Source organism: uncultured Rhodoblastus sp., from assembly GCF_903903185.1.
In the GTDB taxonomy this organism is placed as follows: Bacteria; Pseudomonadota; Alphaproteobacteria; order Rhizobiales; family Beijerinckiaceae; genus Rhodoblastus.
Window position 1 is genome coordinate 15,386 of record NZ_CAIUXT010000016.1, and the last position, 24,147, is coordinate 39,532.

Consider the following 24,147-nt stretch of genomic DNA (forward strand, 5'->3'; position numbering starts at 1 on the left):
AAGTCGAAGTCCTTCTTCGTTCACCCCGCCATCTCTCGCAACGCCGCCCGGACCCGCGCCACCGCCTCGATCAGCCTATGCGTGTCGCTGTCGCGCAAAATGCCCTTGCCCGCGCAATATTCGTAATTTTCCGCCGCCGCCGCGACTTCATGGGCGCCGACGGCGCGCGCCGAGCCTTTGAGCTTGTGCGCCAGGTCGGCTCGCGAAAACTTCGCCGCGTCCGCATCGGCGCGGCCGAGTTGCTCGGCGATCCGCCCCGCCTGATGGTCGAACAGCGCCAGCAATTCGCTTTCCAGCGCGCTGTCGCCCATGGTCTGGCGCGCCAGATGGACAAGATCGATCGGGCATGCGCCAGCGCCGTCCCCGCTGGCGGTGGAAGCGGAATCGAAACCGGGAATACGCTGGGCGGGGGCCAAGGTTTTCTCCTGTCGGCGTGGATTTGGAGCGGTTTCACGCCGAAGGGCGGCGACCTGTGGTTGCGAAATTGAAAAATCCGGACGAAACCGCGCTGCCCAACTTCGCCCAAAAAAATGGACGAAACCCCTCATTTTCCGATATTTTCCGAAAATTTTAGCAACATGGAAAAAACTCCGTTAACGACGTTGGCAAAAGCCGCCCCGGCGGCTGTTTTCTTCGCGGCGGCGCCAGCGTAAAGTGTGTCTTGGTTAACTGCCTCTTAATGCGACTGGCGGTGAACCACCGACGCGACGCGTAAGGTCGCGTCACGACGTTGGTAAAGTCAAAAGGGCGATTTGGTCATGTCCACACCGAGCAAGGCTCAGGATCCCGCGGCCGCCGCTTTGTCGGCGATCGAGGACGCGCTTCGGCTGCATGTCGAGCCGGAAGCGGCAAACGCCGAAACGCCCAACGAAACGCCAGCGGAAACCTCCGCCGAGACCGGCGAAGGCCCCAAACTCGAATTCCATTTGCCGACGACGCGCCCCGATAATGAGCCGCCAACGCCGCGCCTGCCCGAAATCGCCGCCGACGAACTTTCGGGCGCCGTGCGCCCGCGCGACCCGGAAGCGCCGCGCTCGCCCCTGACCCCGAACGCCTTCCCGGCCAACGACGACCGCCCCTCGGTTGGCCAGATCCTGCAGAGTCTGCAGGCGCGCCCCGATTCCACCGCCATGACCGGCGCGATCATCGCCGCCGCCGCCTGGACCGGCCTGTGGATCGGCTATTTCCTGTTCACCCATGGCGCGGCCTTTTCCGGCTCGCTGTTCAGCCCGGCAGCCGCCATTTCCGCCTTCGCTCTGATCGGTCCGGTGATCTTCTTCCTCGCGATGGGCTCGGTCGCCCGCCGCGCCCAGGAAATGCGGCTGACCGCCCGCTCGATGGCGGAAGTGGCGATCAGGCTCGCCGAACCCGAGACCATCGCCACCGAACAGGTCGTCACCCTGAGCCAGGCGATCCGCCGCGAGGTCGCCTCGATGGGCGACGGCATCGAGCGGGCGCTGGCCCGCGCCAGCGAACTCGACACCATGGTTCGCGCCGAAGTCGCCTCGCTGGAGCGCACCCATGGCGAAAACGAGCGCCGCATCCGGCTGCTGCTCAGCGAATTGGCGAGCGAACGCGAATCCATCGTGCTCAATGCAAACCGGGTTTCTGCGGCGCTGACCGACGCCCAAAATTCCGTTTCCGGCGAGTTGGACGCCGCGACCCGGCAACTGACCGGGCTGCTCGACGCCACCGGCGAACGCCTCGCGAGCCAGCTTGAGGAAAAGAGCGGCGCCATCGAGCAGGCCTTCGCCCGGACCGGCGATGCCTTGCTGCAACAGATCGAAAGCCGCGCCGAAGCCTTGCTGGGCCGTTTCGACGCCACCGGCGGCGAGGCCTCGCGGCGGATCGAGGAGCGCGCCGGCGATGTCGACGGACGCTTGCGCGCCTTCGCCAGTTCATTCCTCGAACAGATTGACGGCCAGTCGAACCAATTGGCGCAGAATCTTCGCGACGCGGGCCAGCGCATTGGCCAAACCATCGGACAGCAAGGCGACGAACTGACCGGCCGCATTGCCGGTCAGACCGAGCGGCTGCATGAAATCGTCGCGGTCCATGGCCCTGCCCTGAGCCAGTCTCTGGCCTCGGTCGGAGAGGATCTCGCCCAGCGCCTGCGCGGGGAAACGCAAGCGGCGCAGAACCTTCTGGGCGCCTCTGGCGAAGCCTTCTCGCAGACCCTCGATGCGCAGCGCGCGCGCTCGGCCGAGCATTTCGCGCAGGCGACGCAGGCCGCACTCCGGGACATGAGCGCCCAGGCCGAAGCCCTGCAAAATCATGTCGGCGAAACGGCGCGGCGCGCCGTCGAGGACTTCGGCGCCCATGCCGAGAGCGTCGGCCAGACCTTCGCCAGCGTCAGCCTGCAAGCGGTCGAAAGCGTCGCTGGCCAGACCGATGCGCTGCGCGAGAACTTCCACCTGGCGGCGGAAGAAACCCTTGCGGCGCTGGCCGGCCACACCGAGGCCTTCAACGAGGCCTTCGCGCGCACCGCCGCCGAGGCCATCGAAGGCGTCGCCGGACAGACCGAGGCGTTGCGGGCGGCTGGCGAAACGCTGCGCGGGGCTGGCGATTCGGTGCGGGAAGCGGGCGACGCCCTGCGCGGAACCATCGAAATTTCGACCCATGCCGCTCTCGCCGCGATCGAGGACAAGACCGAGAACCTGCGGCACAGGTTCGACGTCCTTTCGGGCGCGACCGTCGAAACGCTGGAGGCGCAGACCGCCCGCATCGAGCAGTCTTTCTCGCGAAACTTCGAACATCTGAAGCAGACCGTCGGCTCGGCGACGCAGGAAACGCTGGCCGCGCTCGTCGGCCATACCGGCGCGTTCCAGGAGCAGTTCGCCCAGACGGCGCAACTGACCGTCGACGCCGTCGGCGTCCACGGCGAGCGTCTGGAACATATGGTCGCCGCCGTGACGCAGGACCAGCTCTCGGCTCTGGTCGGTCATACCGAAGCGTTCCAGCAGAATTTCGCCCGGCTGGCGCACGAAACCGCCGAACTGGCCGCCACCCGGACGCAGGCTTTGCAGATTTCGCTGGAAGCCGCCGGAAATGCCGTAGGAGACGCGCTCAGCGAGACCGTGGCCAGCACGCAGGCGCGGTTCGAGACCGTCGCCGAGACGACCGTCGCCGCAATGGAGACCAAAGCGCAGCAGCAGATCGCCGCCCTCGCCGAACAAGGCGAGGCCTTCCAGAGCCAATTCGCCCGCCTGACAGAGGAAACCGTCGGTCAGGCCCGGACGCGGACCGATGGCATGCGCGAATCGCTCGAAGCGACCAGCCACGCGGTGGGCGAGGCGCTGAGCCAGACCGTGGCCGCAACCCAGGCGCAATTCGAGACGGCGGCCGAGGCGACGCTGGCGGCCCTTCACGCCAAAGCGCAGGACCAGATCGACGCCCTCGCCGGCCATGGCGATGCCTTCCATGAGAATTTCGCGCGCCTTACCGAAGAAACGGTGAGCCAGGCGGAAGCTCGCGCGAAGACCCTGCGCCTGTCGCTCGAAGCGGCCAGCCGGACTGTGGGCGAGACGCTGAGCGAGACCGTCGCCGCCACGCAGGCGCGGTTCGAGACCGCAACCGACGCGTCGCTCGCGGCGCTGCAAAGCAGATCGCAGGAGCAGATCGACGCCCTCGCCGGCCATGGCGAGGCCTTCCACGAGAATTTCGCCCGGATCGCTCAGGAAACGGCGAACCAGGCGGAAACGCGCGCGAACGCCCTGCGGCAGGCGCTCGAAGCCGCCAGCCGGACTGTGGGCGAGACGCTGAGCGAGACCGTCGCCGCCACGCAGGCGCGGTTCGAAGCCGCCGCCGACGCTTCACTCGCGGCGCTGCAAGGCAAATCGCAGGAACAGATCGACGCCCTCGCCGGCCATGGCGAGGCCTTCCACGAGAATTTCGCCCGGATCACCGAGGAAACGGTAAGCCAGGCGGAAGCTCGCGCGAAGACCCTGCGACTGTCGCTCGAAGCGGCCAGCCGGACGGTCGGCGAGACGCTGAGCGAGACCGTCGCCGCCACGCAGGCGCGGTTCGAGGCCGCAACCGACGCCTCGCTCGCGGCGCTGCAAGGCAAATCGCGGGAACAGATCGATGCCCTTGCCAGCCACGGCGAGGCCTTCCACGAGAATTTCGCCCGGATCACCGAGGAAACGGTGGGTCAGGCCGAGGCGCGCGCGGAATCCCTGCGCCTGTCGCTCGAAGCGGCCAGCCGAACAGTCGGCGCGACGCTGAGCGAAACGGTCGCCGCCACCCAGGCGCGATTCGAGGCGACCGCCGAATCGTCGATTGCCGCCCTGCAAAGCCGTTCCCGGGAGCATATCGCCGCGCTTGCCGGCGAAGGCGAGGCCTTCCGCCAGGATTTCGTTCGGATCACCGAGGAGACCGTCGGCGGCGCCGAAGCGCGGACGCGGACCCTGCGCCAGTCGATCGAAGAGATCGGCCGGCTGGTCGGCGAGACCGTCGGCGGCAATATCGCCGCGACGCAGGCGCAGTTCGAGGCGGCTACCCAGTCGGCTCTTAGCGGCCTGCTAGCGCAGACGGCGACGATCGACCGCAATTTCGCCGCCTCCGCCGACCAGTTTGCCGCCCGAACGGGCGAAGCCGCCGCCCAGGTTGCCCAGCGCGTCGGAGAGACCCAAAAGCGCTTCGCCCAGGTCGCCTCGGAAGCCGTCGCCGCCGTCGGCATGCATGGCGACCGCGTCAACGAAACCCTCGCCCGGCGTCTCGACGCCTTCGAGGCGACGCTGACACGCGGCGGCGACGAAACCTCCAACTCCATCGGCCAGCACGCCGAGCGGCTCACCCAGCAGATTTCCGTCAGTCTCCATGCTTTCGAGACCCAGTTGGCGCTCGGCATCGCCGAGGCGCGGGCCAAGCTGGCGCAGCATGCCGAAAGGTTCAACGCCGATTTCGTCGCCCAACTCGCGGCGCTCGAACAACTGATGCGCGGCGGCGGCGAAAGCTCCGCCGACCATATTCAGGCGCAGACGGAAGTCCTTCGCGAGACACTGACGCAGAATCTGCGCGGCTTTGAAGCCGCCATCGCCGAACTCGGCGGCGGCGTCACGGACCGCATCGGCGCGCAGGCCGACGCCCTCGCCGAGACCATCGGCGGACGGCTGGCGGCGATCGAGGCGACCATCGACGTGCATGGTTCGGCGCTCGACGCGCGCCTCGGCGAACGGGCCCGGACCATCGCCGATCTCCTCGGCGGACAGCTCGACCGCTTCGCCGCGCAAACCACCGATAAGTCGCAGGAAATTTTCGAGACCATCGACGGACTTATCGGCAAGGCCCATACCGGCCTGGCCTTGCGCTCGGACCAGCTCAACGATGCGCTGGCGGGACGCGCCATCGACATAGCCAAGGTGCTGGGCGAAGGCGGCCGCGAAGTCGGCCGCGCGCTCGACGCCAAGGCGCGCGAACTCGATGCGATTATCCTAGCGCGCTCCACCGCGCTGACCGAGGAATTGTCGTCCAAGACCCATGAGATCGATTCCACCCTTGGCGGGCGCGCCAGTGAAATCGCCGCCAGTCTTGGCGGCCATATCGAGCTGTTCGAGCAGAAAGTATTCGGTCGCCTCGGCGAGGTCGGCCGCACGCTCGACCTCAAAGCGAACGAACTCGACGCCATCTTCCTCGCCCGCTCCACCGAGCTCAGCGCGGAATTGTCGTCGAAGGCCCGTGAGATCGATTCGACGCTCGGCGGCCGCACCAATGAAATCGCCGCCAGTCTCGGCGGCCATATCGACCTGTTCGAGCAGAAGGTATTCGGTCGCCTCGGCGAAGTCGGCAGCACGCTCGACGCCAAAGCGCATGAACTCGACGCCATCATCCTCGCCCGCTCCACCGAGCTCAGCGCGGAATTGTCGTCGAAAGCCCACGAGATCGATTCCACGCTCGGCGGCCGCGCCAGTGAAATCGCCGCCAGTCTCGGCGGCCATATCGATCTGTTCGAGCAGAAGGTGGTTGGCCGCCTTGGCGTGGTCGGCGAGGAACTGGATCGCCGCATCGGCCAGATCGAGGCCACCGTCGATGGACGCGGCCGGGCGCTGACCGACGAATTGCACGCCCGCGCCTCCGAACTCAACGAATGGTTCGATACGCGCGGCCTAAAGCTGATCGAATTGTTGGGAACGCGCGGCGGCGAAGTGGTGTCGCAGATCGTCTCCTTCAGCGAAAGCGCCGTCAGCGCCCTATCCAATCGTTCCGGGGAAATGCTCGAAGAGTTGCGCCGGCGCCAGACCGAGATCGGCGCGACGCTGGAGCGTTCCGACCGCGAAATGCGGGAGAATCTCGATCGCGCTACCCAGACGCTCGAAACGGCGATCGCCGGGTCGAGCGCCTCGTTGAGCCAGGCGCTCGATGAGAGCGCCGCCGGCTCGGTGACGCGGCTGACCGACGTCAATCTCCAGCTCCGGCGGGAGGTCGGCGGCCTGATCGACGGCCTGTCGCAGACCCATGCCTCGCTGATCGAGCTGATGCAGGCCGCCGAAGCCGATTTCGGTCGGCTCGACGGCTCCTTCGCGCCGAAGATCGAAGCTTTTGCCGGCGCCGTCGAAGCGCTGCGCGGCGAATTGGACCGGCTCGATTCGTCGGGACAGGAAAGTGTGCGCCTCGCCAGCGAGACGGCGCGCTCCATCGGCGGCCAGAACCGGGTTCTCGAAGCCAGCCTGCGCGAAATGTCGGCGACGCAGAAATCCATTGATCAGACGCTGGAGGAGCGTCTCAACACGCTGGCGACGGCCCAGGCGTCAATCGACGAGGCGCTCGAAGCGCGGCTCCAGACGATGCAGCGCCTGTTCGACGAAGCGCAGCAGCGCCAGAGCGAGTTCGAAAGCCGGCTGGAGAATTTCGGCGGTGCGATCGGACGCACCTTGTCGCAGGCCGAAATCCGGGCGCGCGAGGTCGGCGCCTTCCTCGCGGAGTCCTCGACGGCCACCGCCGGCGCACTCACTGGCCAATACGAGGAACTGCGTCAGAGCGCCGAGCGCGAAGGCGCGCGGGCGGCGACGGAAATCGCCGCCGTCTATGAGCAGAATCTCGGCGAGATGAACCGGACGTTCCAGCAGGCGGCCGACCGCTACAAGGCGGTCTCGGGCGAACTGCGCGCCATGACCGGCGAAATCCAGCGCGAACTGGAAGCCACGCGGCAGGAATTGCGGCGCGGCGCGCTGGAACTGCCGCGCGAGGCCGGCGAACAGACCGCCGCCATGCGCCGCGTTGTCGCCGACCAGATCAAGGCGCTTAGCGAATTGACCGATCTGGTCGCCCGTTCGGAACGCGCACATGACATCTCCGAACCGGCGACCCAGCCCAAACCCGCGATCCCGGTCCGGCCCGAACCTGCAATCCCGGCGAGGGATTCGGCCGCGATCCCCGCGCGGGACACCGCCACCATCCCCGCGCAGGATTTTGGCGCGATCCACGAAAGACTGCCGGAGCAACGGCTCGCGCCGCGTCGCGAACCGCCGCGTCAGGCCGCGCGTGAAGACAAGCGTCAAGAAACGCGTCAGGAGACCTTTGGCGAATCGCGCTTCGACCTGCGCCCGACCGCGCCGCGAGCGCCGGCGCCGTCGTCAAGCGAACGCGGCGGCGGCTGGATGAGCGACCTGCTCGCCCGCGCCTCGCTCGACGAGCAACCGGCGCGGCGCGGCTCCTCCGGCGACCCGCTGGAGAATCTGTCTGCCGACATCGCCCGGGTATTCGATGAAAACGCCCTCGTCGACGCCTGGGACGGCTATCGTCGCGGCGAAGGCGCCGCCTTCGACCGCCGGCTCTATACCTCCCAGGGCTTGAAGAGTTTCGACGATGTCCGCCGCCGCTATGGCGCCGACGCCGATTTCCGCCAGACCGTCGATCGCTATTTGCAGGAATTCGAACGGCTGCTGATGGAGATCGACCGCGAGGATCGCGATGGCTCCCTGACCCGCGCCTATCTCCTCTCGGAGACCGGCAAGGTCTACACCCTGCTCGCCCATGCCTCTGGACGACTTGGTTGAGCGGCCGACCTTAGTTCGGCTTGGTTGAGCGGCCGACGTTGAATGAGCAGAACGCCCGGAGAAATCCGGGCGTTTTTTTCGGCCATCCGTGAAAATGGAATTTTGCATCGGCGCATTCAAGCCATCTGCCTTTGCTTCCGACTCGTCGGAAGCCATAGCCGTTCGCAAGGACGGGCGACTATCGACGCCCTACCGGCGTCAGCCGGCGCCGCTCCAGTCGGGGCTGATATCATCGGTCCTTTTCAAGGGCCGATGATATCAGCCCGTCCTTGCGGCCCAGGCGACGAGTTGCGGCAGAATCCGGCGGAAGGCGAGGTCGAGCGCCTCCAGGGCCTCCGGGGCTTTGATCTCGCCGACCGGTTCGCTGGCGGAAAACATTTTCGCCGAAACGACCTGCCCGCTCGCTGTGACAATCTGGGCGGCGATTTCGACCCGCGCGACGCGGCGCGTCGCATCAATGTCAAAATGGCGGATCGCGAGCGCCAGCGAAGCAGCGGACGGCTCCCCGGGGCCGCGAAGTCGCGACAGCATTCCGGCGTTTTGAAATGTCTCGATGGTTCGGCTCTGCACGAGATAGGTCAGCCGGTCCGCCCAGCGCACGCCGGGAAGGTAGGCGAAGCGATCCTCGCTTTCGCGCACCACCACCAGATCATTGTCGAGCGGCGGCGCGACCGTCGGCACATCGACGGAAATATTTCCGCGCGCCATGCGGGCGGCAACCGCGGCCGGACTTAGATTGTAAACCTGCGGCGCGCTCGCGCAGCCGGCCAGCAGCAGCGCGAACAGCAGCGCCGCCGGACCCGGAACGAGCCCGGACAAAAGCCGGGCAGCCTCGCGCCGAAAGGAGATTCCAATTCGCTTCACGCCGTCCCCAGTTCGATTTCAACCAACTCTGGCCAAACCATGGCCAAAGCGAAAGCATAGCAAGCCTCTCCTCGCCGAAAAGCTTTTATCGGCCCTTGTATTCGGGCAAAGCCGGCTTCGGTCCGAAAAGAATGCTTTGCGGGTCGCGCTCCAGTTGCCGCACCGCATGACCGACGTCCTGCAAGGTGCGGCGTCCATCGACCGCCAGCCCCTCATATTGGCGCAGGCCCGTATTGGCGAAGCGCGACAGATTTTCCGCGAGCTTCTTGATCGAACGCGCGGCCTCGGCAATATCGGCCACCATGGTCTTGCCCTCGCCCTTGCCGAGCAGGGTGTTGATCCGGGTCATGGCCTGATCCGCGTTATCGACAATGGCGTTGACCTTGGCCGGATCGACGCTGTCGATCAACTCGCGCAAATTGCCGGAACTGTCGGCCAGCGCCCCGGTCAGCGTCTGGATATTGGCGACGGAAGCTTTCAGCGCCGGCGCGTTTTCGTCCACCATCTTGCTGACGTTGCCGATAAATACGTCCGCCTTGGTGCTCAGGTCCTGCGCCGTCTTCATCAATATTTGCAGCTGCGACGGTTGCGCGTCGATCACGGCGTTGGCGGGCAAGGCCTCGGCGGCGGCGCTGCCGCCCTGCAAGGCGATGGAGGCGTAGCCGGTCAGGCCGCCGGTCTCCAGCTGGGCTTTGGTGTCGGTCTTCACCGGCGTCTGCGCATCGACCTTGATGGTCGCGAAGACCCGGCTCGGATCGTTGGGCATCAGGCCGAGTTCGGTCACTTCGCCGACCTTGAGGCCATTGAACAGCACCGAATTGCCATTGGAAAGGCCCGAGACCGAGCCCGCGAAATGTACCTGATAGGTTGTCAGCGTCACCTTGCCGCCCGTGCCCTTGAACCAGAACACGAACAGAAAGGCGCCGACGATCACCGCCAGCGTGAACAGGCCGATCAGCGCATAATTTGCGCGCGTTTCCATTGGCAGTCTCCCTGTCCTTTCAGCGTTTCGCCGCTCACGCGCGCGCTCCGTGCCGGGAACCCGCCGGGGCGGCCGTCAGCAAACCCGCGTCGGACGCCGGAACATCCGGAATTTTCGGCGCCGCGCCTTGCGGGACGATGGTCCGCGCCCGCTTGCCATGGAAATAGGATCGCAGCCAGGGATGATCCGACGCCAGCATGGTCGAAAGCGGACCGGACGCGATCACCTTGCCGTCGGCCAGAGCCGCGATGGTGTCGCATATCGAATAGAGACTGTCGAGATCATGCGTGACCATGAACACGGTCAAGCCGAGCGTCTTCTGCAGGGTCGAGATCAACTCGTCGAACTCCGCCGCGCCGATCGGGTCGAGGCCCGACGTCGGCTCGTCGAGGAACAGCAGTTCGGGGTCGAGCGACAGGGCGCGGGCGAGCGCCGCCCGCTTGATCATGCCGCCCGAAAGCTCGGAGGGAAACTTGTCGGCGGCATCCGGCGCCAGCCCGACCAGCTTGATCTTGAGCATCGCCAGTTCGTCCATCGTCTCTTGCGACAGCGACAAATATTCGCGCATCGGCGCCTGGATGTTCTGCTTGACGGTCAGCGCGGAGAACAGCGCCCCGCTCTGGAACAATACGCCCCAGCGCCGCTCCAGCGCGCGATGTTCTTCGGGCGAAAGCTTGTCGATGTCTTCGCCGAAAACCTCGATCTCGCCGGATGTTTTCGGCAAAAGTCCGAGGATCGTCCGCGTGAGAACCGATTTGCCTTGACCGGAGCCGCCGACGAAGCCCATTACCTCGCCGGCCTTGACGTCGAGATCGAGCCCTTCGAGCACCATTTTCGGCCCGAAGCCGACATAAAGGTCGCGGACGCGGATGATCGGCGGCTTGTCAATTTCCGGCTTGTCGTTTTGCTGGCTTTCGCGTTCTCGGCTCTCGTTTTCCTGGCTGTCGTTTTCTTGCATCGGCCCCTCAGTAATGGATGCTGGCGAAGAAAATGGCGAACAGGCCATCGACGAAAATCACCATGAAGATGCCATTGACCACCGAGTCGGTCACCCGCCGGCCAAGGGACTCGGCCGATCCTTCGACCTTGAACCCTTCGATCGACGCAATGATGGCGATGACCAGAGCCATGAACGGCGCCTTGATCAGGCCGACCAGAAACGTGTTCAGGCCGATGGCGTCCTGAAGGCGGTTGGCGAAGGCCACCGGGCTGATGCCCTCATAAATCCAGGCGGTGAGCAGGCCCCCGGACAGCGCCGCCATATCCCCGAGGAAGGTAAGCAAGGGCAAGGCGATGATCAGTGCGTAAAGCCGCGGCAGGATCAAGACGTCGATCGGCGACATGCCCATCACCCGCAGGGCGTCGATCTCCTCGCGCATTTTCATCGAGCCGATTTCGGCGGTGATCGCCGAACCCGAGCGGCCGGCGATCATGATCGAGGTCAACAGCACGCCGAGTTCGCGCAGAACCAGCACCCCGATCAGATCGACGGCGTAAATCGGGGCGCCGAAACGCTTCAACTGAAAAATGCCCTGCTGTTCGACGATGCAGCCGACCAGGAAATTGATCGTCACGATGATCGGCACCGCCCGCAGGGAAAAGGTTTCGAGGTGATAGACCAGCGAAGTCGGCCGCGCGAGCTTCGGATTGAACAAGGTCCGCGACGATTCGATCACCAGTTCGCCGAGAAAGGCCACGCCCGCGACAATCTGGCGCACGATGTCGAGAGTCCATGCGCCAAACCCGGCGAGCAAGCTGACCAGCGGATTGAGCTTGGGAAGCTTGACGACCACCGGGGGGGCATAGGCCGCCTCGTGCAGCAGCGTGTTCTGGTCTTGCGAGACGGCGGCATATTCCGCCGCGACGCCCGCCGCCGCGATGCTGGTCCGGGCCTTGTCGATCAGCCATGCGCCCGCCGTGTCGAGCCGCGTCACGCCGGCGAAATCGATCGAAACCTTCGCCGCGCCATGGGCGGCCTCGGCCAGCGCTTTGGCGCTTTGCTCGAGGACGCGCGAAGCGGCGATGGTCCAGGCGCCGCTCAAGGCGATGCGGGTGTTCTCCCCGTCCTTTTCAACCGAAAAGCGCGGGGCGGCGGTGTCGAATTTGGACATTTCGCGCGATTCTGCTTTGCTGACCCGAAGGATTGAATAAGCTCGCCAATCGTTCTTGAATAACCTCGCCAAGCCATTTAAGCAAAAGCCAAATTGCCGACAAGCTACGACTCGCGCCCTTCAGCAGGCCATGACCGCTTCGCAACGCCGCCAGATGGACGTCCAGATCGAGCGTTTCGCGCTCGAAAACCCCTTCGTCATCGCGCGCGGCGCCAAAACCGAGGCGGTCGTCGTCGTGGTCTCCTTGCGCGAATACCGATCCCTGGGGCGCGGCGAATGCACGCCCTATGCGCGCTACGGCGAAAGCGTCGAGAGCGTGATGTCGGCGATCGAATCGGTGCGCGCATCGCTCGAAGCCGGGGCCGACCGCGTGGCCTTGCAAAAGCTGCTCCCGGCCGGCGCGGCGCGCAATGCGCTCGATTGCGCGCTGTGGGATCTCGAGGCGAAAATTTCCGGCGTCCCGGCCTGGCAATTGGCCGGCCTGCACCGGCTCGCGCCTTGCGTCACCGCTTACACCCTGTCGGTCGGGACGCCCGAAGCCATGGCGCGGGCGGCGGCCCGGGCGGCGGATCGACCGGTGCTGAAAATCAAGCTGGCGGGCGTGGGCGACGCCGAGCGGCTGGCGGCGGTGCGGCAAGCTGCGCCGGACTCGGAACTGCTCGTAGACGCCAACGAGGCCTGGCGCCCGGAGGATCTGGAGGCGCATTTCAACGCCTGCGCGCGGGCGGGCGTCGCTTTGGTCGAACAGCCCCTGCCCGCCGGCGCGGATGACGCGCTGGCCGCCAGAACCTGGCCAGTCCCGGTCTGCGCCGACGAAAGCGCCCACGACCGCCACGGCCTCGCGCAATTGCGCACAAAATACGATCTGATCAACATCAAGCTCGACAAGACCGGCGGCCTGACCGAGGCGCTGGCGCTCGCGGACGCCGCCGAAAAACTGGGCTTTGGCCTGTTCGTCGGCTGCATGGTGGCGTCGTCGCTGGCCATGGCCCCGGCCCTGTTACTCGCCGGACGGGCTCGGTTTGTCGATCTCGACGGCCCGCTGTTGCTGGCGCATGACCGGCCCGAGGGCCTGCGCTACGAAGGCTCGACGGTTTACCCGCCGGAACGGGCGCTGTGGGGGTAGGCGAACAGATCGGCAAGTCGCGACCGCCTCGAAGGCGGTCACGGTCGGTTTCCGACCTTGACGCAAGTCGTCGGCGCGCGACCCGACATCCTGAACCGCGCCCTTACCCCGGCAGCGCGAAAATCGCCATGCGGCGACGCATACCACAGGCCAGAAGCCGGCTTGCGATTCTGCAATCGCAGCGCGCCGCCGCCGACCATGATCAGCGCCGTTCCCGGCTTCTCGAAAATCAGCGACAGCCTGGCCCCGTCGGCGCACTCAAAATTCATGTAAGCCTGCGCGTGGACCGGACCAGCGCCGCTCATCAAAGCAAACGTCAGAATGATCGCGCGGTTCGTTGCAGCCATCGCGGTCGCCTTGCCGATCGAGAGAGGCGATGGTCGATAGTCTGGAGCAAGATTCTTTGCGGCGCAATGCGGGCCGGATGGCGACGAAAGCCGGCGTCACTCCATCGCCGCCGCTTTTAATATGCAGATCATCACCGCCCGCGCCGGCGTTTCGGCGCCATTGCGGATCAGATGCGGGCGGTCGGCGCGATAGCGGAGGGTTTCGCCAGCGCGCAAGAAATCGGTCTCTCCGGCGACTTCCACCTGCAATTCGCCCTCGATGACCGAAAGTTGTTCGACCGCGCCGGGCTGGTGCGCGTCGGATTCGAGCACGCCTCCGGGTTCGGCGGAAAAATCATAACATTGCAGCCAGTCCACCGTCTTGATCCAGCCGGTGATGGCGAGCCGGCACTTGCCGTCGTCGGACACCAGGATCGGCGTGTCGCCGCGTGAAATTTTTTCGATGAAGGGCGAATCGTCGCGCTCGCGCAACACCCGCTCCATCGTCACGTCGAGCGCCTGCGCCAGGCGCCAGATCGTCGCAAGCGTCGGATTGGTCTCGTTGCGCTCGATCTGGCTGATGATCGATTTGGCGACGCCGGATTGTTCGGACAATTCCGACAGCGACAGATTGTAGGCCTTGCGCAGCCGTTGCACGGTCTTGCCCAATTGTCCCGACAAAGCGGCTGCTCCGGCTTCGAGCGCCTTCTGCTTGTCCCGCCCTTCAATCCCCATTGCTTCAAATCCGGCCCGTTGCGTGAAGGAACCCGCATCAAACGGAATACCGTTTGAAATAATAGCCAGTTTCGTTTGAAATATCGAACGAATGTTTCAGGCGGGCGAGGCTTGTCGTCGTCGCGCCGATCTTTCGCCGAGAATGGCCAGCAGGCCGGAACCGGCGATCGCCGCCGCGCCGGCCAGAACGGCGTCCGAGGGCCATTCGCCGAAAAAGGCGAGGCTCGCCAGCAGCGCCCAGAGCATGGCGAGATAATCGAACGAGGCAAGCAGCGAGGCGTCCGCAAAGCGATAGGCAAGCGTGGCGAGGATCTGCGCGACGCCGCCGGCCACACCGACCCCGGCCAGCGCAAGCCATTCGCGCGCGCCGGGCGCAACATAGGCCTGACTGGCGAGAAAAGACGCCCCAAAAGCCCCGGCGGGCCAGATCCACGCCAGCGCCATGAGCAGCGCCCCGAAAAATGCCGCGAGGGAGGTGAAATAGAACACGATGGCGCCGGTGTGTTCCGAAATCGCCAGCCGCCGCGTCTGGATGATCGACAAGGCCGCAAAAGCCGCGCCCGAAAGCGCGACGAGGGCTCCGGCCCCTTCCGCTCCAAACCCCTGAGGGGTTTGGGAATCGTCCGGCGAAAAGCCGATGTGGTCCGACAGCATCGCGAGAACGCCGCAAAACCCGATGGCCACGGCGATCCAGCGCATCGCGAGGACGTTTTCGCGCAGGGCCAGCGCCGCGATCAGGGTGACGAAAATCGGCGAGACGTAGAAATAGGCGGTGGCGTCGGCAAGCGGCAGCAGCGACAAGGCCAGGAAATTGGCGAACATGCCCGCCGTACCCGACAGGCCCCGGCCAAGATGACGCAGCGGCTTCGTCGTCGCCAGATGGGCGGGAAAGCCGCCGCTGATTCGCAGCCAGGCCAACAATACGACCAGCGCGATAGCGGAGCGAAAAAACACGATTTCGCCGACCGGACAGGAGGACGCGGCGGCGCGCACGCCAATCGCCATGGCTGTAAAGGCAACGGTTGAAAGGATTTTCAGCAGAACTGCGATCAGCATGCCTCGATGAAGATCAGCATCGTCATCGTCTCGCAACAATAAGCTGTCAGCAATTTCGCAAGTCCTTCTTGCGCTGTCCGCGATTCTGCGGGCCGACGGAAGGCGCAGGGTTCCTCGAACACGCGGATTGCGAGACGGAAACAATCCCGATCCCGCCGCCGCCAACGCAGGGAAAAAATGACCGAAGCGCCGGACGACCACGCCGACTCGCCTGAGCCCAGGCTTTACCGGACCTTGTTCCTTTCCGACATCCATCTGGGCACACGCGGCTGTCAGGCCGAGCTTCTGCTCGATTTTCTGAGGCACAATGACTCCGAGGAGCTTTTCCTGGTCGGCGACATCGTCGACGGTTGGCGGCTCAGATCCGGCTGGTACTGGCCGCAGGCGCACAACGACGTGGTGCAGAAACTGCTTCGCAAAGTGCGCAAGGGCGCGCGCGTGGTTTTCGTTCCCGGCAATCACGACGAATTCGCCCGCGAATTCATCGGACTGGAATTCGGCGGCGTCGAAGTGGTCGATCACGTCATTCACCGGACCGCCGACGGCCGGAAATTCCTCATCGTCCATGGCGACCAGTTCGACATTGTCGTGCGCAACGCCCGCTGGCTCGCCCTGCTCGGCGACTGGGCCTATGATTTCGCCATCTGGCTCAATACCTGGTTCAATATTTTCCGCCGCAAATGCGGCATGCCCTATTGGTCGTTCTCGCAATGGGCCAAGCTCAAGGTCAAGAACGCCGTCAATTTCATCGGCGATTTCGAAGTCATGCTGGCGGGCGAGGCGCGCAAGCGCGGCGTCGACGGCGTGGTCTGCGGCCATATCCATCACGCCACGATCCGCGACATCGACGGCGTCACCTATGTGAACACTGGCGATTTCGTCGAATCCTGCACCGCCATCGCCGAACATTTCGACGGCAGGCTTGAATTGCTGCACTGGGGCCTGCTGGAGGCCGAACGCGCCCAGACCCCGGCCCGAATTTCGGCCCCGACGCCGGTTCAGGTCGTCCCGCTCCCGCAGCCGATCGGCCTGCCCGCAACCCAGCCGGAAACCATCGCGGCGCGCGAGACCGCGCGGGCGTAAACGCAAGTCCGGTGGCCCCTGCCCGATCCGTTCGCGCTTACTTTTCGACCGGTTCTCCAGCGGCGAGCCAGTCGTTCATCGACCCGGCATAATGGGCGGTGGCGTCGCGGCGGCCGCCGAGCCGCGCCAATTCGATCGCCTGCAAGGTGCGCTGGCCGGATCGGCAGCTGAAAACCACGCGTTTTCCAGGCTCGCTGGGCAGGAGCGCCGGGTCGAAGCGCGACAGCGGCAGGGAGGACGCGCCGGGAATATGACCGGCGGCAAATTCATTGGGCTCGCGCACGTCGAACAGCGCGATGGACCCATCGGCCAAACCCTTTTTCAATTCTTCGCGCGTGACGATTTCGACCATGGACCTCACTCCGTATCATTTCTTCGACGGCGCAAAATAGTCGGTTCGACCGAACTTTCCACCCCGTCGCCGGAATTTTGACGCAAGATTTGGTCCATTTTCTTCGTCCATGTCGCCTGATGGCCATAAAACGGCCGTTGGAAGCGGCTTTCCAATGCGGCGAAGCCGCTCTCGGCGAAAATGGCGAAGCCGCGCTTGGCAAATGCCTCGAATCCGCGCACCCTGCCGCGCCCCGGAGTTTTTTGCATGTCGATCCATTCTCGCGCCGCGCTCGCCCTGTCCGGTCTAATGCTGGCGGTCGCGCCGGCTGGCGCCGGCGACGTCTCGCTCGACCAGGCGGCGTTTTCGACCGGCGCCAAGGGCAAGGTGACCTTCAAGAACGTCCAGTTGAGCGACGCCAATCTGAGCCAGCCGGAAGTTGCAAGCCTGTTTTCCGGAACACTCACGCGCGAGGCGACGGGCGCGCTGCTCGAACGCCTGACCGCGAAACAGTTGAAAATTCCCGAGGTCGAAATCCTCTCGGAGAATGGCGACCGCTATATCCTCCATGACGTCGTCGCAGACCATATCGAGAAGGGCGGCGCGCAATCGCTGGCTTTCGCTTCGCTCGACGGCGTCCTGCCCGACGACAGCGGGGACGCCACGTTGCATTCCGGACCGGCGCGCTTCGAGGCGCTCTCGATGCCCGGCCTCGCCGCCTCGCTGCGTGGCGAGGACCTCAATCTGCCGGCTTTCCGCTTCGCGCATCTGAACTGGGATGGCGGCGAATTATCGCTCGTCGACAAGGCGACCGCCGCCGGCGCGCCGGGCGGCAACCGCATCCGGCTCAACGCCGGCCCCGCCCATGTCGACCAGACGTTCGACGCCTCGGGCGTTCAACTTGCCGCCGACGCCAATTTTGCGGGCCTTTCGGTGAAAATGCCGCCGCAGTCGAAAGGCGGCGCGGCGCTGACGGCTTTCGGCTATGGCGAGGTGTCCGGCGACGCCCATTACTCCGGCGCCTATGATCTGCCCGCGCGGGAATACAAGCTGGCCGATTATTCGCTCGACCTGCGCAAGATCGGCAAGATCGCCTTCAGCGGCGCGCTGTCGGGACTGGAAAAAAGCGTCTTCACCGGCGACAAGGCGACCCGCGAGCAGGCCATTCAGGCGGCGACCGTCGATTGGGCGCAGATCGATGTGACCAACGCCGGCCTGTTCGACAAGATCGTCGCCTTCGTCTCGCTGAGCCAGGGCCGTAGCCCCGAACAGGTCAAGACGGAATGGCGGAGCGTGGTTTCGCAGGCGCCGCTGTTGTTTTCCGGCGCCCAGGCGGTCGCCGCGACGGCCAAAGCGGTGGACCGTTTCATCGCCGAACCGAAAAACCTGACCCTGCGCTTCAAGGGCAAGGGCGAACCGCTCAAAGTCGGGGAACTGCTCCATGTCGCCGATCCCACGGCGCTCATTGGCAGGCTGGAAGTCGCCCCCGCGCCCGAACCCGCGCGTCCGGCGAACGCGGCCAAACCTTGAACGTTTTTCCATCCAAGCCTTGTTCGAATTTCAGCGGATAGCGAAAAAACGATTTCGCGCGCTGGTCGCCAGTCTGGAATTCGGCGAAGCGCCGTCCATCGAGAGGATCATCCATGACCGATCGCCTTACCTCCGACATGCAATCGGGCGCGCTGATTTATCATTCCCATCCCCGCCCGGGAAAGCTGGAGATCACGGCGACCAAGCCGCTCGGCAACCAGCGCGATCTGGCGCTCGCCTATTCGCCCGGCGTCGCCGCGCCCTGCCTCGCCATTGCCGAGGACCCGGCGCGCGCCGCCGATTACACCATCCGGCAGAATCTCGTCGCGGTGATCACCAATGGCACCGCCGTGCTCGGCCTCGGCGACATCGGCCCGCTCGCCGCCAAGCCGGTGATGGAAGGCAAGGCCGTGCTGTTCAAGAAATTCGCCGGCATCGACGTGTTCGACCTCGAAATGGCCGGCCATGACGTCGAAAAACTGGTCGACGCCATCGCCGCGCTGGAGCCGACCTTCGGCGGCATCAATCTCGAAGACATCAAGGCCCCGGAATGTTTTGAAGTCGAAAGGCTGCTGCGCGAGCGCATGTCGATTCCGGTTTTTCACGACGACCAGCACGGCACCGCCATCATCGTAGCCGCCGCCGTGCGCAATGGCCTCCAACTGGCCGGCAAGAAGATCGAGGAGGCCAGAATCGTCGCCTCGGGCGCCGGAGCGGCGGCGCTAGCCTGCCTGAGCCTGCTGGTCGCGCTCGGCGCGCGACGGAAGAACATCACCGTCACCGATCTCAAGGGCGTCGTCTACAAGGGCCGTAACGAGCTGATGGACCCGCTCAAGGAGACCTTTGCGCAGGAGACTTCGGCGCGGACGCTGGCCGAGGTGATCGCCCGCGCCGACGTGTTTCTCGGCCTGTCCGCGGGCGGCGTGCTCAAGCGCGAAATGGTCAAATCGATGGCTGCAACCCCGCTCATTCTGGCGCTGGCCAATCCCGATCCCGAAATCACGCCGGAAGAGGCGCTGGCCGTGCGTCCCGACGCCATGCTGTGCACCGGGCGCTCGGATTATCCCAACCAGGTCAATAATGTCCTGTGTTTTCCTTACATTTTCCGAGGCGCCCTCGACGTCCACGCGACGACCATCAACGAGGAGATGAAACTCGCCGCCGTGGACGCCATCGCCGCGCTGGCGCGCGAAACGCCGTCGGACGTGGTGGCCCGCGCCTATGGCGGCGTCGCGCCGCTCTATGGCAAGAATTCGCTGATCCCCTCGCCGTTCGATCCGCGCCTGATCCTGCGCATCGCCCCCGCCGTGGCGAAGGCCGCGATGGACAGCGGCGTCGCCAAGAAGCCGATCCTCGATTTCGACGCCTATCACGAACAGCTCGAACGCACGGTGTTCCGCTCGGGCTTCATCATGAAGCCGCTGATGCATGCCGCCAAGACCAAGCCGAAACGCGTGATCTACGCCGACGGCGAGGACGAGCGGGTGTTGCGCGCGGTGCAATCGGTGGTCGAGGAAGGCATCGCCCGGCCGATCCTGATCGGCCGCCGCGCCGTGGTCGAGAAAAGGCTCAGGACTTTCGGCCTGTCGCTGCGCATCGACGAGGATTTCGCGCTGACCGACCCAGAAAGCGACCCGCGCTACAATGATTACGTCGCCACGCTGCTGGCGGTCGCCGGACGGCGCGGCATCAACCCCTTGACCGCGCGCACGCTGGTGCGCACCAATAATACGGTGATCGGCGCGCTGGCGGTCAAGCGCGGCGAGGCCGACGCCATGCTCTGCGGCCTTGGCGGAAAGTTCGCGTCGCGGCTGCGCTACATCAAGGACATCATCGGGGTCGCGCCCGGCGTCGGCGACTTTTCCTCGATGAGCCTGATGGTCACCCACAAGGGCGCGTTTTTCCTCGCCGACACCCATGTTCGCCTCAACCCGACCGCGGCGGAAATCGCCGAGACCGCCCTGCTCTGCGCCGTCCATGTCCGCCGTTTCGGCCTGAAGCCGAAAATCGCCCTGATCTCGCATTCCGATTTCGGCGCCGACGACGCGCCTTCGGCGGTAAAAATGCGGTCGGCGCTCGAACTGATCCGCGCCCACGCTCCCGATCTCGAAGTGGATGGCGAAATGCAGGCCGACACCGCCCTGTCGCAGGAAATCCGCAATCTCAAGCTGCCCGGCTCAAGGCTCAAGGGCGAGGCCAATGTGCTGATCATGCCGGATCTGGCCGCCGCCAATATCGCCTTCCAGATGACCAAGATGATGGCCGACGCCTTGCCGGTCGGGCCGATCCTGCTTGGCGCGGCGCGGCCCGTGCATGTCATCACCGCCTCGATCACCGCGCGCGGCATCGTCAACATGACCGCCGTCGCTGTTGCGGAAGCGCAACAGAAGGACGAAGAACCGGATATGGCGTGACCTTCGGCCGGAATTAGCCCCAATCGATGCTATATTAAGTGGGTCGGATCGTTGCTCGGAGGCGAAGTCGCGCCGCTGGAAGCGAGCCGCCGAGTCTTTTGCGGTGTCTCTCGCGGGTTTTTTGCCTGCGCTTCGCGCGAAAGGCTCCAAAAGGCGTTAGCCGCCTGCTCAACCGCGCCCGGCAAAGATGCGCGCAAAAACAGGCGAAGAAGGGTTCTGGATGACGTTCGGCCTGGGCCGGATCGCCGGCTTCGTGCTGCTGGCTTCGTGTTTTCTCGCTGCGCTTTCCGCAAGGGGCGCGGAGCGATCGCTTGCGCCGGATTTCGGTCCGAACTTGTCGGACCGCGCGATCTCCTACGCCCGAACCTGCGACGCCGACGGCGCCGGCTATTTCACCCTGCCCGGTTCGGACCTTTGCCTGAATTTCGGCGGCCGGGCCTTTTCCGATCTCGCCCTGCGCCATGTTCCGCTCACGGCTTTCACGCCCAATCCCGGCGCGCCCCTGCGGTCGACTTACCCTGCGACGTCGCGCGCGCCAAATCCCGCTTCTGTCGGCGGCGGTCTGGGCCTCGGCGCCAGCATCGGCGCGCAATTGCCGACCGAAGCCGGCCCCGTGTCGGCCTATGTCGACGTCACGACGATTTTCGGCGCCGGCATGCTGTCGCCCAATCCCGCCGGAGTTTACAGCCCCCAGGCCGATCTGGCCGGCGTCAACCCCAACGCCTGGCTCAATTTCACCCGGTTGGACCAGGCCTGGCTGCACTGGGCCGGATGGACGGCGGGACGCGCCCAGTCGATTTTCGATTTCTATGCCGACGCCTACAACATCATGCCGCTGCGCGGATCGAACGCCCATACCGAATTGCTGGCCTATCGCTTCCAGCCGACGCCGGGGGTGATGGCGGCGCTGGCGCTGGAGAACAACCGCGAGCGTCGCAATCTCGTCGGGCAGGCGGTCAACGTCAATGCTTCGGCCGATTATTCCGGTCCCGGCTTCCCCGACCCGGTCGCCGCCGTGCGCGTCGAAAGCCCGTTTGGCGTAGCGCAACTTTCTGGCGCGGCGCATGAACTGCGCACCCGCTATGTCGCGCCCGAATCGGTCGCGCCAGGCCAGCCCGACGCCAACACAACGACGCAATGGGGTTTCGCCGCCCAGGGCGGCCTCAAGGTAAACCTGCCGAACCTGTCCGACGCCGACGCCATGATCCTTCAGGCGACCTATGCGCGCGGCGCTTCGGCCTATCTCACCGGCGATAATCAGCCCTTGTTCGCCGGCGTCAACGATCCCAGCCATCCGGGCATCGCCAATCCGCGCCTCGCTGCGGCGCCGGGCCTGACCAGCTACGATTACGATTGCGTGACCGCGACGCCCCAGCCTTTCGGCAAGTGCGACCAATCTTCCGGCTATGCGCTGATCGCAGCGTTCAAGCATTTCTGGACGCCGACCTTGTCCTCCTCGCTGTTCGCCAGTTTTTTCGGCATGAATTACACCGAGGCGGCGCGGACCGGCGCGCCCGGAGTCGCCGGCGCCAGCAATTACCGCGAGACCTCCGTCGGCGCCAACCTGACCTGGACGCCGCTCAAGAACATGATGGTAGGCGGCGAAATCGCCTTTACCCAGGGCAAGGCCTCGGGGGCCTCGGGGGCCGCGCCGGTTGCGCCGCAGCAGCCAAATTCCCCGGCCTGGCCTACCGCCAATGAATGGTCGGGACGCATCCGCGTCCAGCATAATTTTTGACCGCCCGACATGGGCCGGAATCATCCGCGAGGGCCAAAAAGGCGTAGGGTGAGAGATGATTGAATCGGATTTCGCGCGCGCCCTGGCGCAAAAACATTTTGGCTATGGCCGACTCGACGCCGATCTCAGGGTGATCGACCGCGTTGGCGCCCTGATGGACTGGATGCCGCCCCCCGGCGAAAAAATCTTCAACTCCCCGGTTTTTCTCGCCATGGAGGCCGAATTCGCCGCCCTGCGCGGCGAGGGCGCAGCGCCTATCGACCTTCCCGGCCCGCGGCTTACGCCCTTCGACTCCCCGTCTTTTTCGTTATCCGTTGTTTTCGACCCGCGCCGCGACGGCTTTCTCGTCCTGGCCAGCGCCGAACGCGACGCAAAACAGCGGCTGGCGCCCGAAGGAAGCGATACCGGGGCGCCAGAGCAATTTGCTAAAAAGCGGAGGCCGACGCCTGGTAAAAACATCGCGGAAACAAAAGACTCGGGGGTCGATGGCGATTGGGCCGGCAATTCGTCCACGCCGGAACGTCGGGCGCAGGCGGCGGGGCAGTTGATCCTGGAACAGGCGGCGCTTTATCGCGACATTGTCGAAACCTCCGCCGATCTGGTGTTTCGCCTCGACGCCGACCTGCGCGTCACTTTCGTCAACCGCCACGCCTGCAGCCTGTTGCTCGGGCCGGAGAGAGCGTTTCTCGGGCGCCATGCGGACCAGGTACTCGGCGTCGGCGCGCCCGAGGAAAGCTGGCGTTCGCGGCTTTCAAAGCAGGCGGATTGCTCGTTCGAACAGGCCCTGCGCGTTCCCGGACAGGAAACCCTATGGATCTGGTGGCGCGTCAACTGGATCGGCGCCCGGCGCGGTTTTGGCGAATATCAGGCCGTGGGCCGCGATGTCAGCGATCTGCGGCGGTTGCGCGCGGAAGCCGAGCAGGGCGCCGAGGAAGCGCGGCGCAATGCGGTGATGCGCGAGCGCCTGCGTATCGCCCATGACCTCCACGACACGCTCGTCCAGTCGCTGGTCGCCCTGGCGCCGCAAATTCATCTGATCCGCAAGGTCGCCGGGCGTGACGCCAATCCGCGCATGATCGACGAACTGGCCCGCGCCGAACAGGCCGTTCGCGACGGTTTGGCCCTCGCCCGCGCCGCCTTGACCGACCTGCGCGCCGGCAATGTCGAGTCCCAGGGTCTCGGAGCGGCGCTCGAAACCCTCGGTCGCCGTTTCACCGACCGCACCGGAATCCACGTTCTTGCAAATCTCAATCAGCGCGCCGGGGCGGCGGAAGGCGAAAGGGCGGAAACGCTCTACCGCATCTGCGAGGAAGCCTTGCGGAACATCGAATGGCACGCCAGCGCCAGCCGCGTCGAAATCGCTCTTTCAGTCGACGATTGCGGGGCGCTGACGCTGGTCGTCGCCGATGACGGCGTCGGCTTCGACCGCGACCGGATCAAGACCGGCCATTTCGGCCTGACCGGCATGCGCGAAAAAGCGGAGTCGCTCGGCGCCCGCTTCACCGTGGACACCGCGCCGGGGCGAGGCGTCCGCATCGAGATCGTCGCGCCGCCAGAACCGCCGAGCTAACCTCTCTTTTCAATTTATTTGATTATAAATCAATGATTTAAATAATTAATTCGGCTCGGTCGGGCCGGGGCCTGCAAAGAAGGCCGCCTTCCCTCGAGCGCTAACTTTCCGGCAGGAATATCCGGTTGAACCAGCGCGGAAATCGAACGCCGAAATTCGATCCGGGCGGCGGACCGCGACGTCGGGACCCTGATCCGAGACTAATGCATAACCCGTTGAATATAAGTAAAAATTGCAATCGATCGCCAAAGACGCTAGGTTCGCTCGGAATTCTCTTGGGATTTTAC

General features: G+C 65.1%; 16 protein-coding genes. 7 read left to right on the plus strand and 9 right to left on the minus strand.

The window, feature by feature from the left end; all coding sequences use genetic code 11:
• Positions 1-20 precede the first annotated feature (20 nt).
• A complete protein-coding gene (locus QZY01_RS01160; protein ID WP_294532395.1) occupies positions 21-416 on the minus strand; it encodes an Hpt domain-containing protein in 396 nt (131 codons plus the stop codon).
• A 342-nt stretch (positions 417-758) separates the two neighbouring features.
• Between QZY01_RS01160 and QZY01_RS01165 the strand changes: the two genes are divergently transcribed.
• The gene (locus QZY01_RS01165; protein ID WP_294532398.1) at positions 759-7,994 is read left to right on the plus strand and encodes a hypothetical protein; all 7,236 of its coding nucleotides are present in this window, start codon (positions 759-761) and stop codon (positions 7,992-7,994) included.
• A gap of 258 nt (positions 7,995-8,252) precedes the next feature.
• Here QZY01_RS01165 and QZY01_RS01170 read toward each other — a convergent pair whose 3' ends face one another.
• From QZY01_RS01170 to QZY01_RS01185, 4 genes are all read right to left on the minus strand, one after another.
• Complete coding sequence (locus tag QZY01_RS01170) at positions 8,253-8,813, minus strand: ABC-type transport auxiliary lipoprotein family protein (RefSeq protein ID WP_294532400.1); 561 nt, start codon at positions 8,811-8,813, stop codon at positions 8,253-8,255.
• A 130-nt stretch (positions 8,814-8,943) separates the two neighbouring features.
• The gene (locus QZY01_RS01175; RefSeq protein WP_294532403.1) at positions 8,944-9,840 is read right to left on the minus strand and encodes an MlaD family protein; all 897 of its coding nucleotides are present in this window, start codon (positions 9,838-9,840) and stop codon (positions 8,944-8,946) included.
• Between the two features lie 34 nt (positions 9,841-9,874).
• Positions 9,875-10,672, minus strand: a complete 798-nt coding sequence (locus QZY01_RS01180) for an ABC transporter ATP-binding protein (protein WP_294532542.1) — start codon at positions 10,670-10,672, stop codon at positions 9,875-9,877.
• 133 nt (positions 10,673-10,805) lie between these two features.
• Positions 10,806-11,951 carry an ABC transporter permease gene (locus QZY01_RS01185; RefSeq protein WP_294532405.1) on the minus strand — a complete coding sequence of 382 codons (1,146 nt, stop codon included), beginning with the start codon at positions 11,949-11,951 and terminating at the stop codon, positions 10,806-10,808.
• A gap of 130 nt (positions 11,952-12,081) precedes the next feature.
• Here QZY01_RS01185 and dgcA point away from each other — a divergent pair, with 130 nt between their 5' ends.
• On the plus strand, positions 12,082-13,077 hold the full coding sequence (gene dgcA / locus QZY01_RS01190) for an N-acetyl-D-Glu racemase DgcA (RefSeq protein WP_294532408.1): 996 nt from the start codon (positions 12,082-12,084) through the stop codon (positions 13,075-13,077).
• A gap of 38 nt (positions 13,078-13,115) precedes the next feature.
• On the opposite strand, the gene QZY01_RS01195 is transcribed toward dgcA, so the two are convergent.
• The 3 genes from QZY01_RS01195 to QZY01_RS01205 all read right to left on the minus strand — a co-directional run bounded on the left by QZY01_RS01195 (position 13,116) and on the right by QZY01_RS01205 (position 15,194).
• Positions 13,116-13,424, minus strand: coding sequence for an MliC family protein (locus QZY01_RS01195; RefSeq protein ID WP_294532411.1), 309 nt, complete (start codon positions 13,422-13,424; stop codon positions 13,116-13,118).
• Positions 13,425-13,520: 96 nt separating this feature from the next.
• On the minus strand, positions 13,521-14,138 hold the full coding sequence (locus QZY01_RS01200; RefSeq protein WP_294532412.1) for an XRE family transcriptional regulator: 618 nt from the start codon (positions 14,136-14,138) through the stop codon (positions 13,521-13,523).
• Positions 14,139-14,234: 96 nt separating this feature from the next.
• Positions 14,235-15,194, minus strand: coding sequence for a DMT family transporter (locus QZY01_RS01205; RefSeq protein WP_294532415.1), 960 nt, complete (start codon positions 15,192-15,194; stop codon positions 14,235-14,237).
• Between the two features lie 177 nt (positions 15,195-15,371).
• Here QZY01_RS01205 and QZY01_RS01210 point away from each other — a divergent pair, with 177 nt between their 5' ends.
• Positions 15,372-16,277 (plus strand): UDP-2,3-diacylglucosamine diphosphatase, encoded by a 906-nt coding sequence (locus tag QZY01_RS01210; RefSeq protein WP_294532417.1) that lies wholly within the window; start codon positions 15,372-15,374, stop codon positions 16,275-16,277.
• 37 nt (positions 16,278-16,314) lie between these two features.
• Here QZY01_RS01210 and QZY01_RS01215 read toward each other — a convergent pair whose 3' ends face one another.
• Positions 16,315-16,629 (minus strand): rhodanese-like domain-containing protein, encoded by a 315-nt coding sequence (locus QZY01_RS01215; protein ID WP_294532419.1) that lies wholly within the window; start codon positions 16,627-16,629, stop codon positions 16,315-16,317.
• 246 nt (positions 16,630-16,875) lie between these two features.
• Between QZY01_RS01215 and QZY01_RS01220 the strand changes: the two genes are divergently transcribed.
• The 4 genes from QZY01_RS01220 to QZY01_RS01235 all read left to right on the plus strand — a co-directional run bounded on the left by QZY01_RS01220 (position 16,876) and on the right by QZY01_RS01235 (position 23,860).
• Complete coding sequence (locus QZY01_RS01220; RefSeq protein WP_294532421.1) at positions 16,876-18,138, plus strand: hypothetical protein; 1,263 nt, start codon at positions 16,876-16,878, stop codon at positions 18,136-18,138.
• Positions 18,139-18,251: 113 nt separating this feature from the next.
• Entirely contained in the window at positions 18,252-20,552 is a 2,301-nt protein-coding gene (locus QZY01_RS01225) for an NADP-dependent malic enzyme (RefSeq protein ID WP_294532424.1), read from the plus strand.
• Positions 20,553-20,772: 220 nt separating this feature from the next.
• The gene (locus QZY01_RS01230; RefSeq protein WP_294532426.1) at positions 20,773-22,290 is read left to right on the plus strand and encodes a porin; all 1,518 of its coding nucleotides are present in this window, start codon (positions 20,773-20,775) and stop codon (positions 22,288-22,290) included.
• Positions 22,291-22,345: 55 nt separating this feature from the next.
• The gene (locus QZY01_RS01235; RefSeq protein WP_294532429.1) at positions 22,346-23,860 is read left to right on the plus strand and encodes a histidine kinase; all 1,515 of its coding nucleotides are present in this window, start codon (positions 22,346-22,348) and stop codon (positions 23,858-23,860) included.
• Positions 23,861-24,147: the final 287 nt, after the last annotated feature.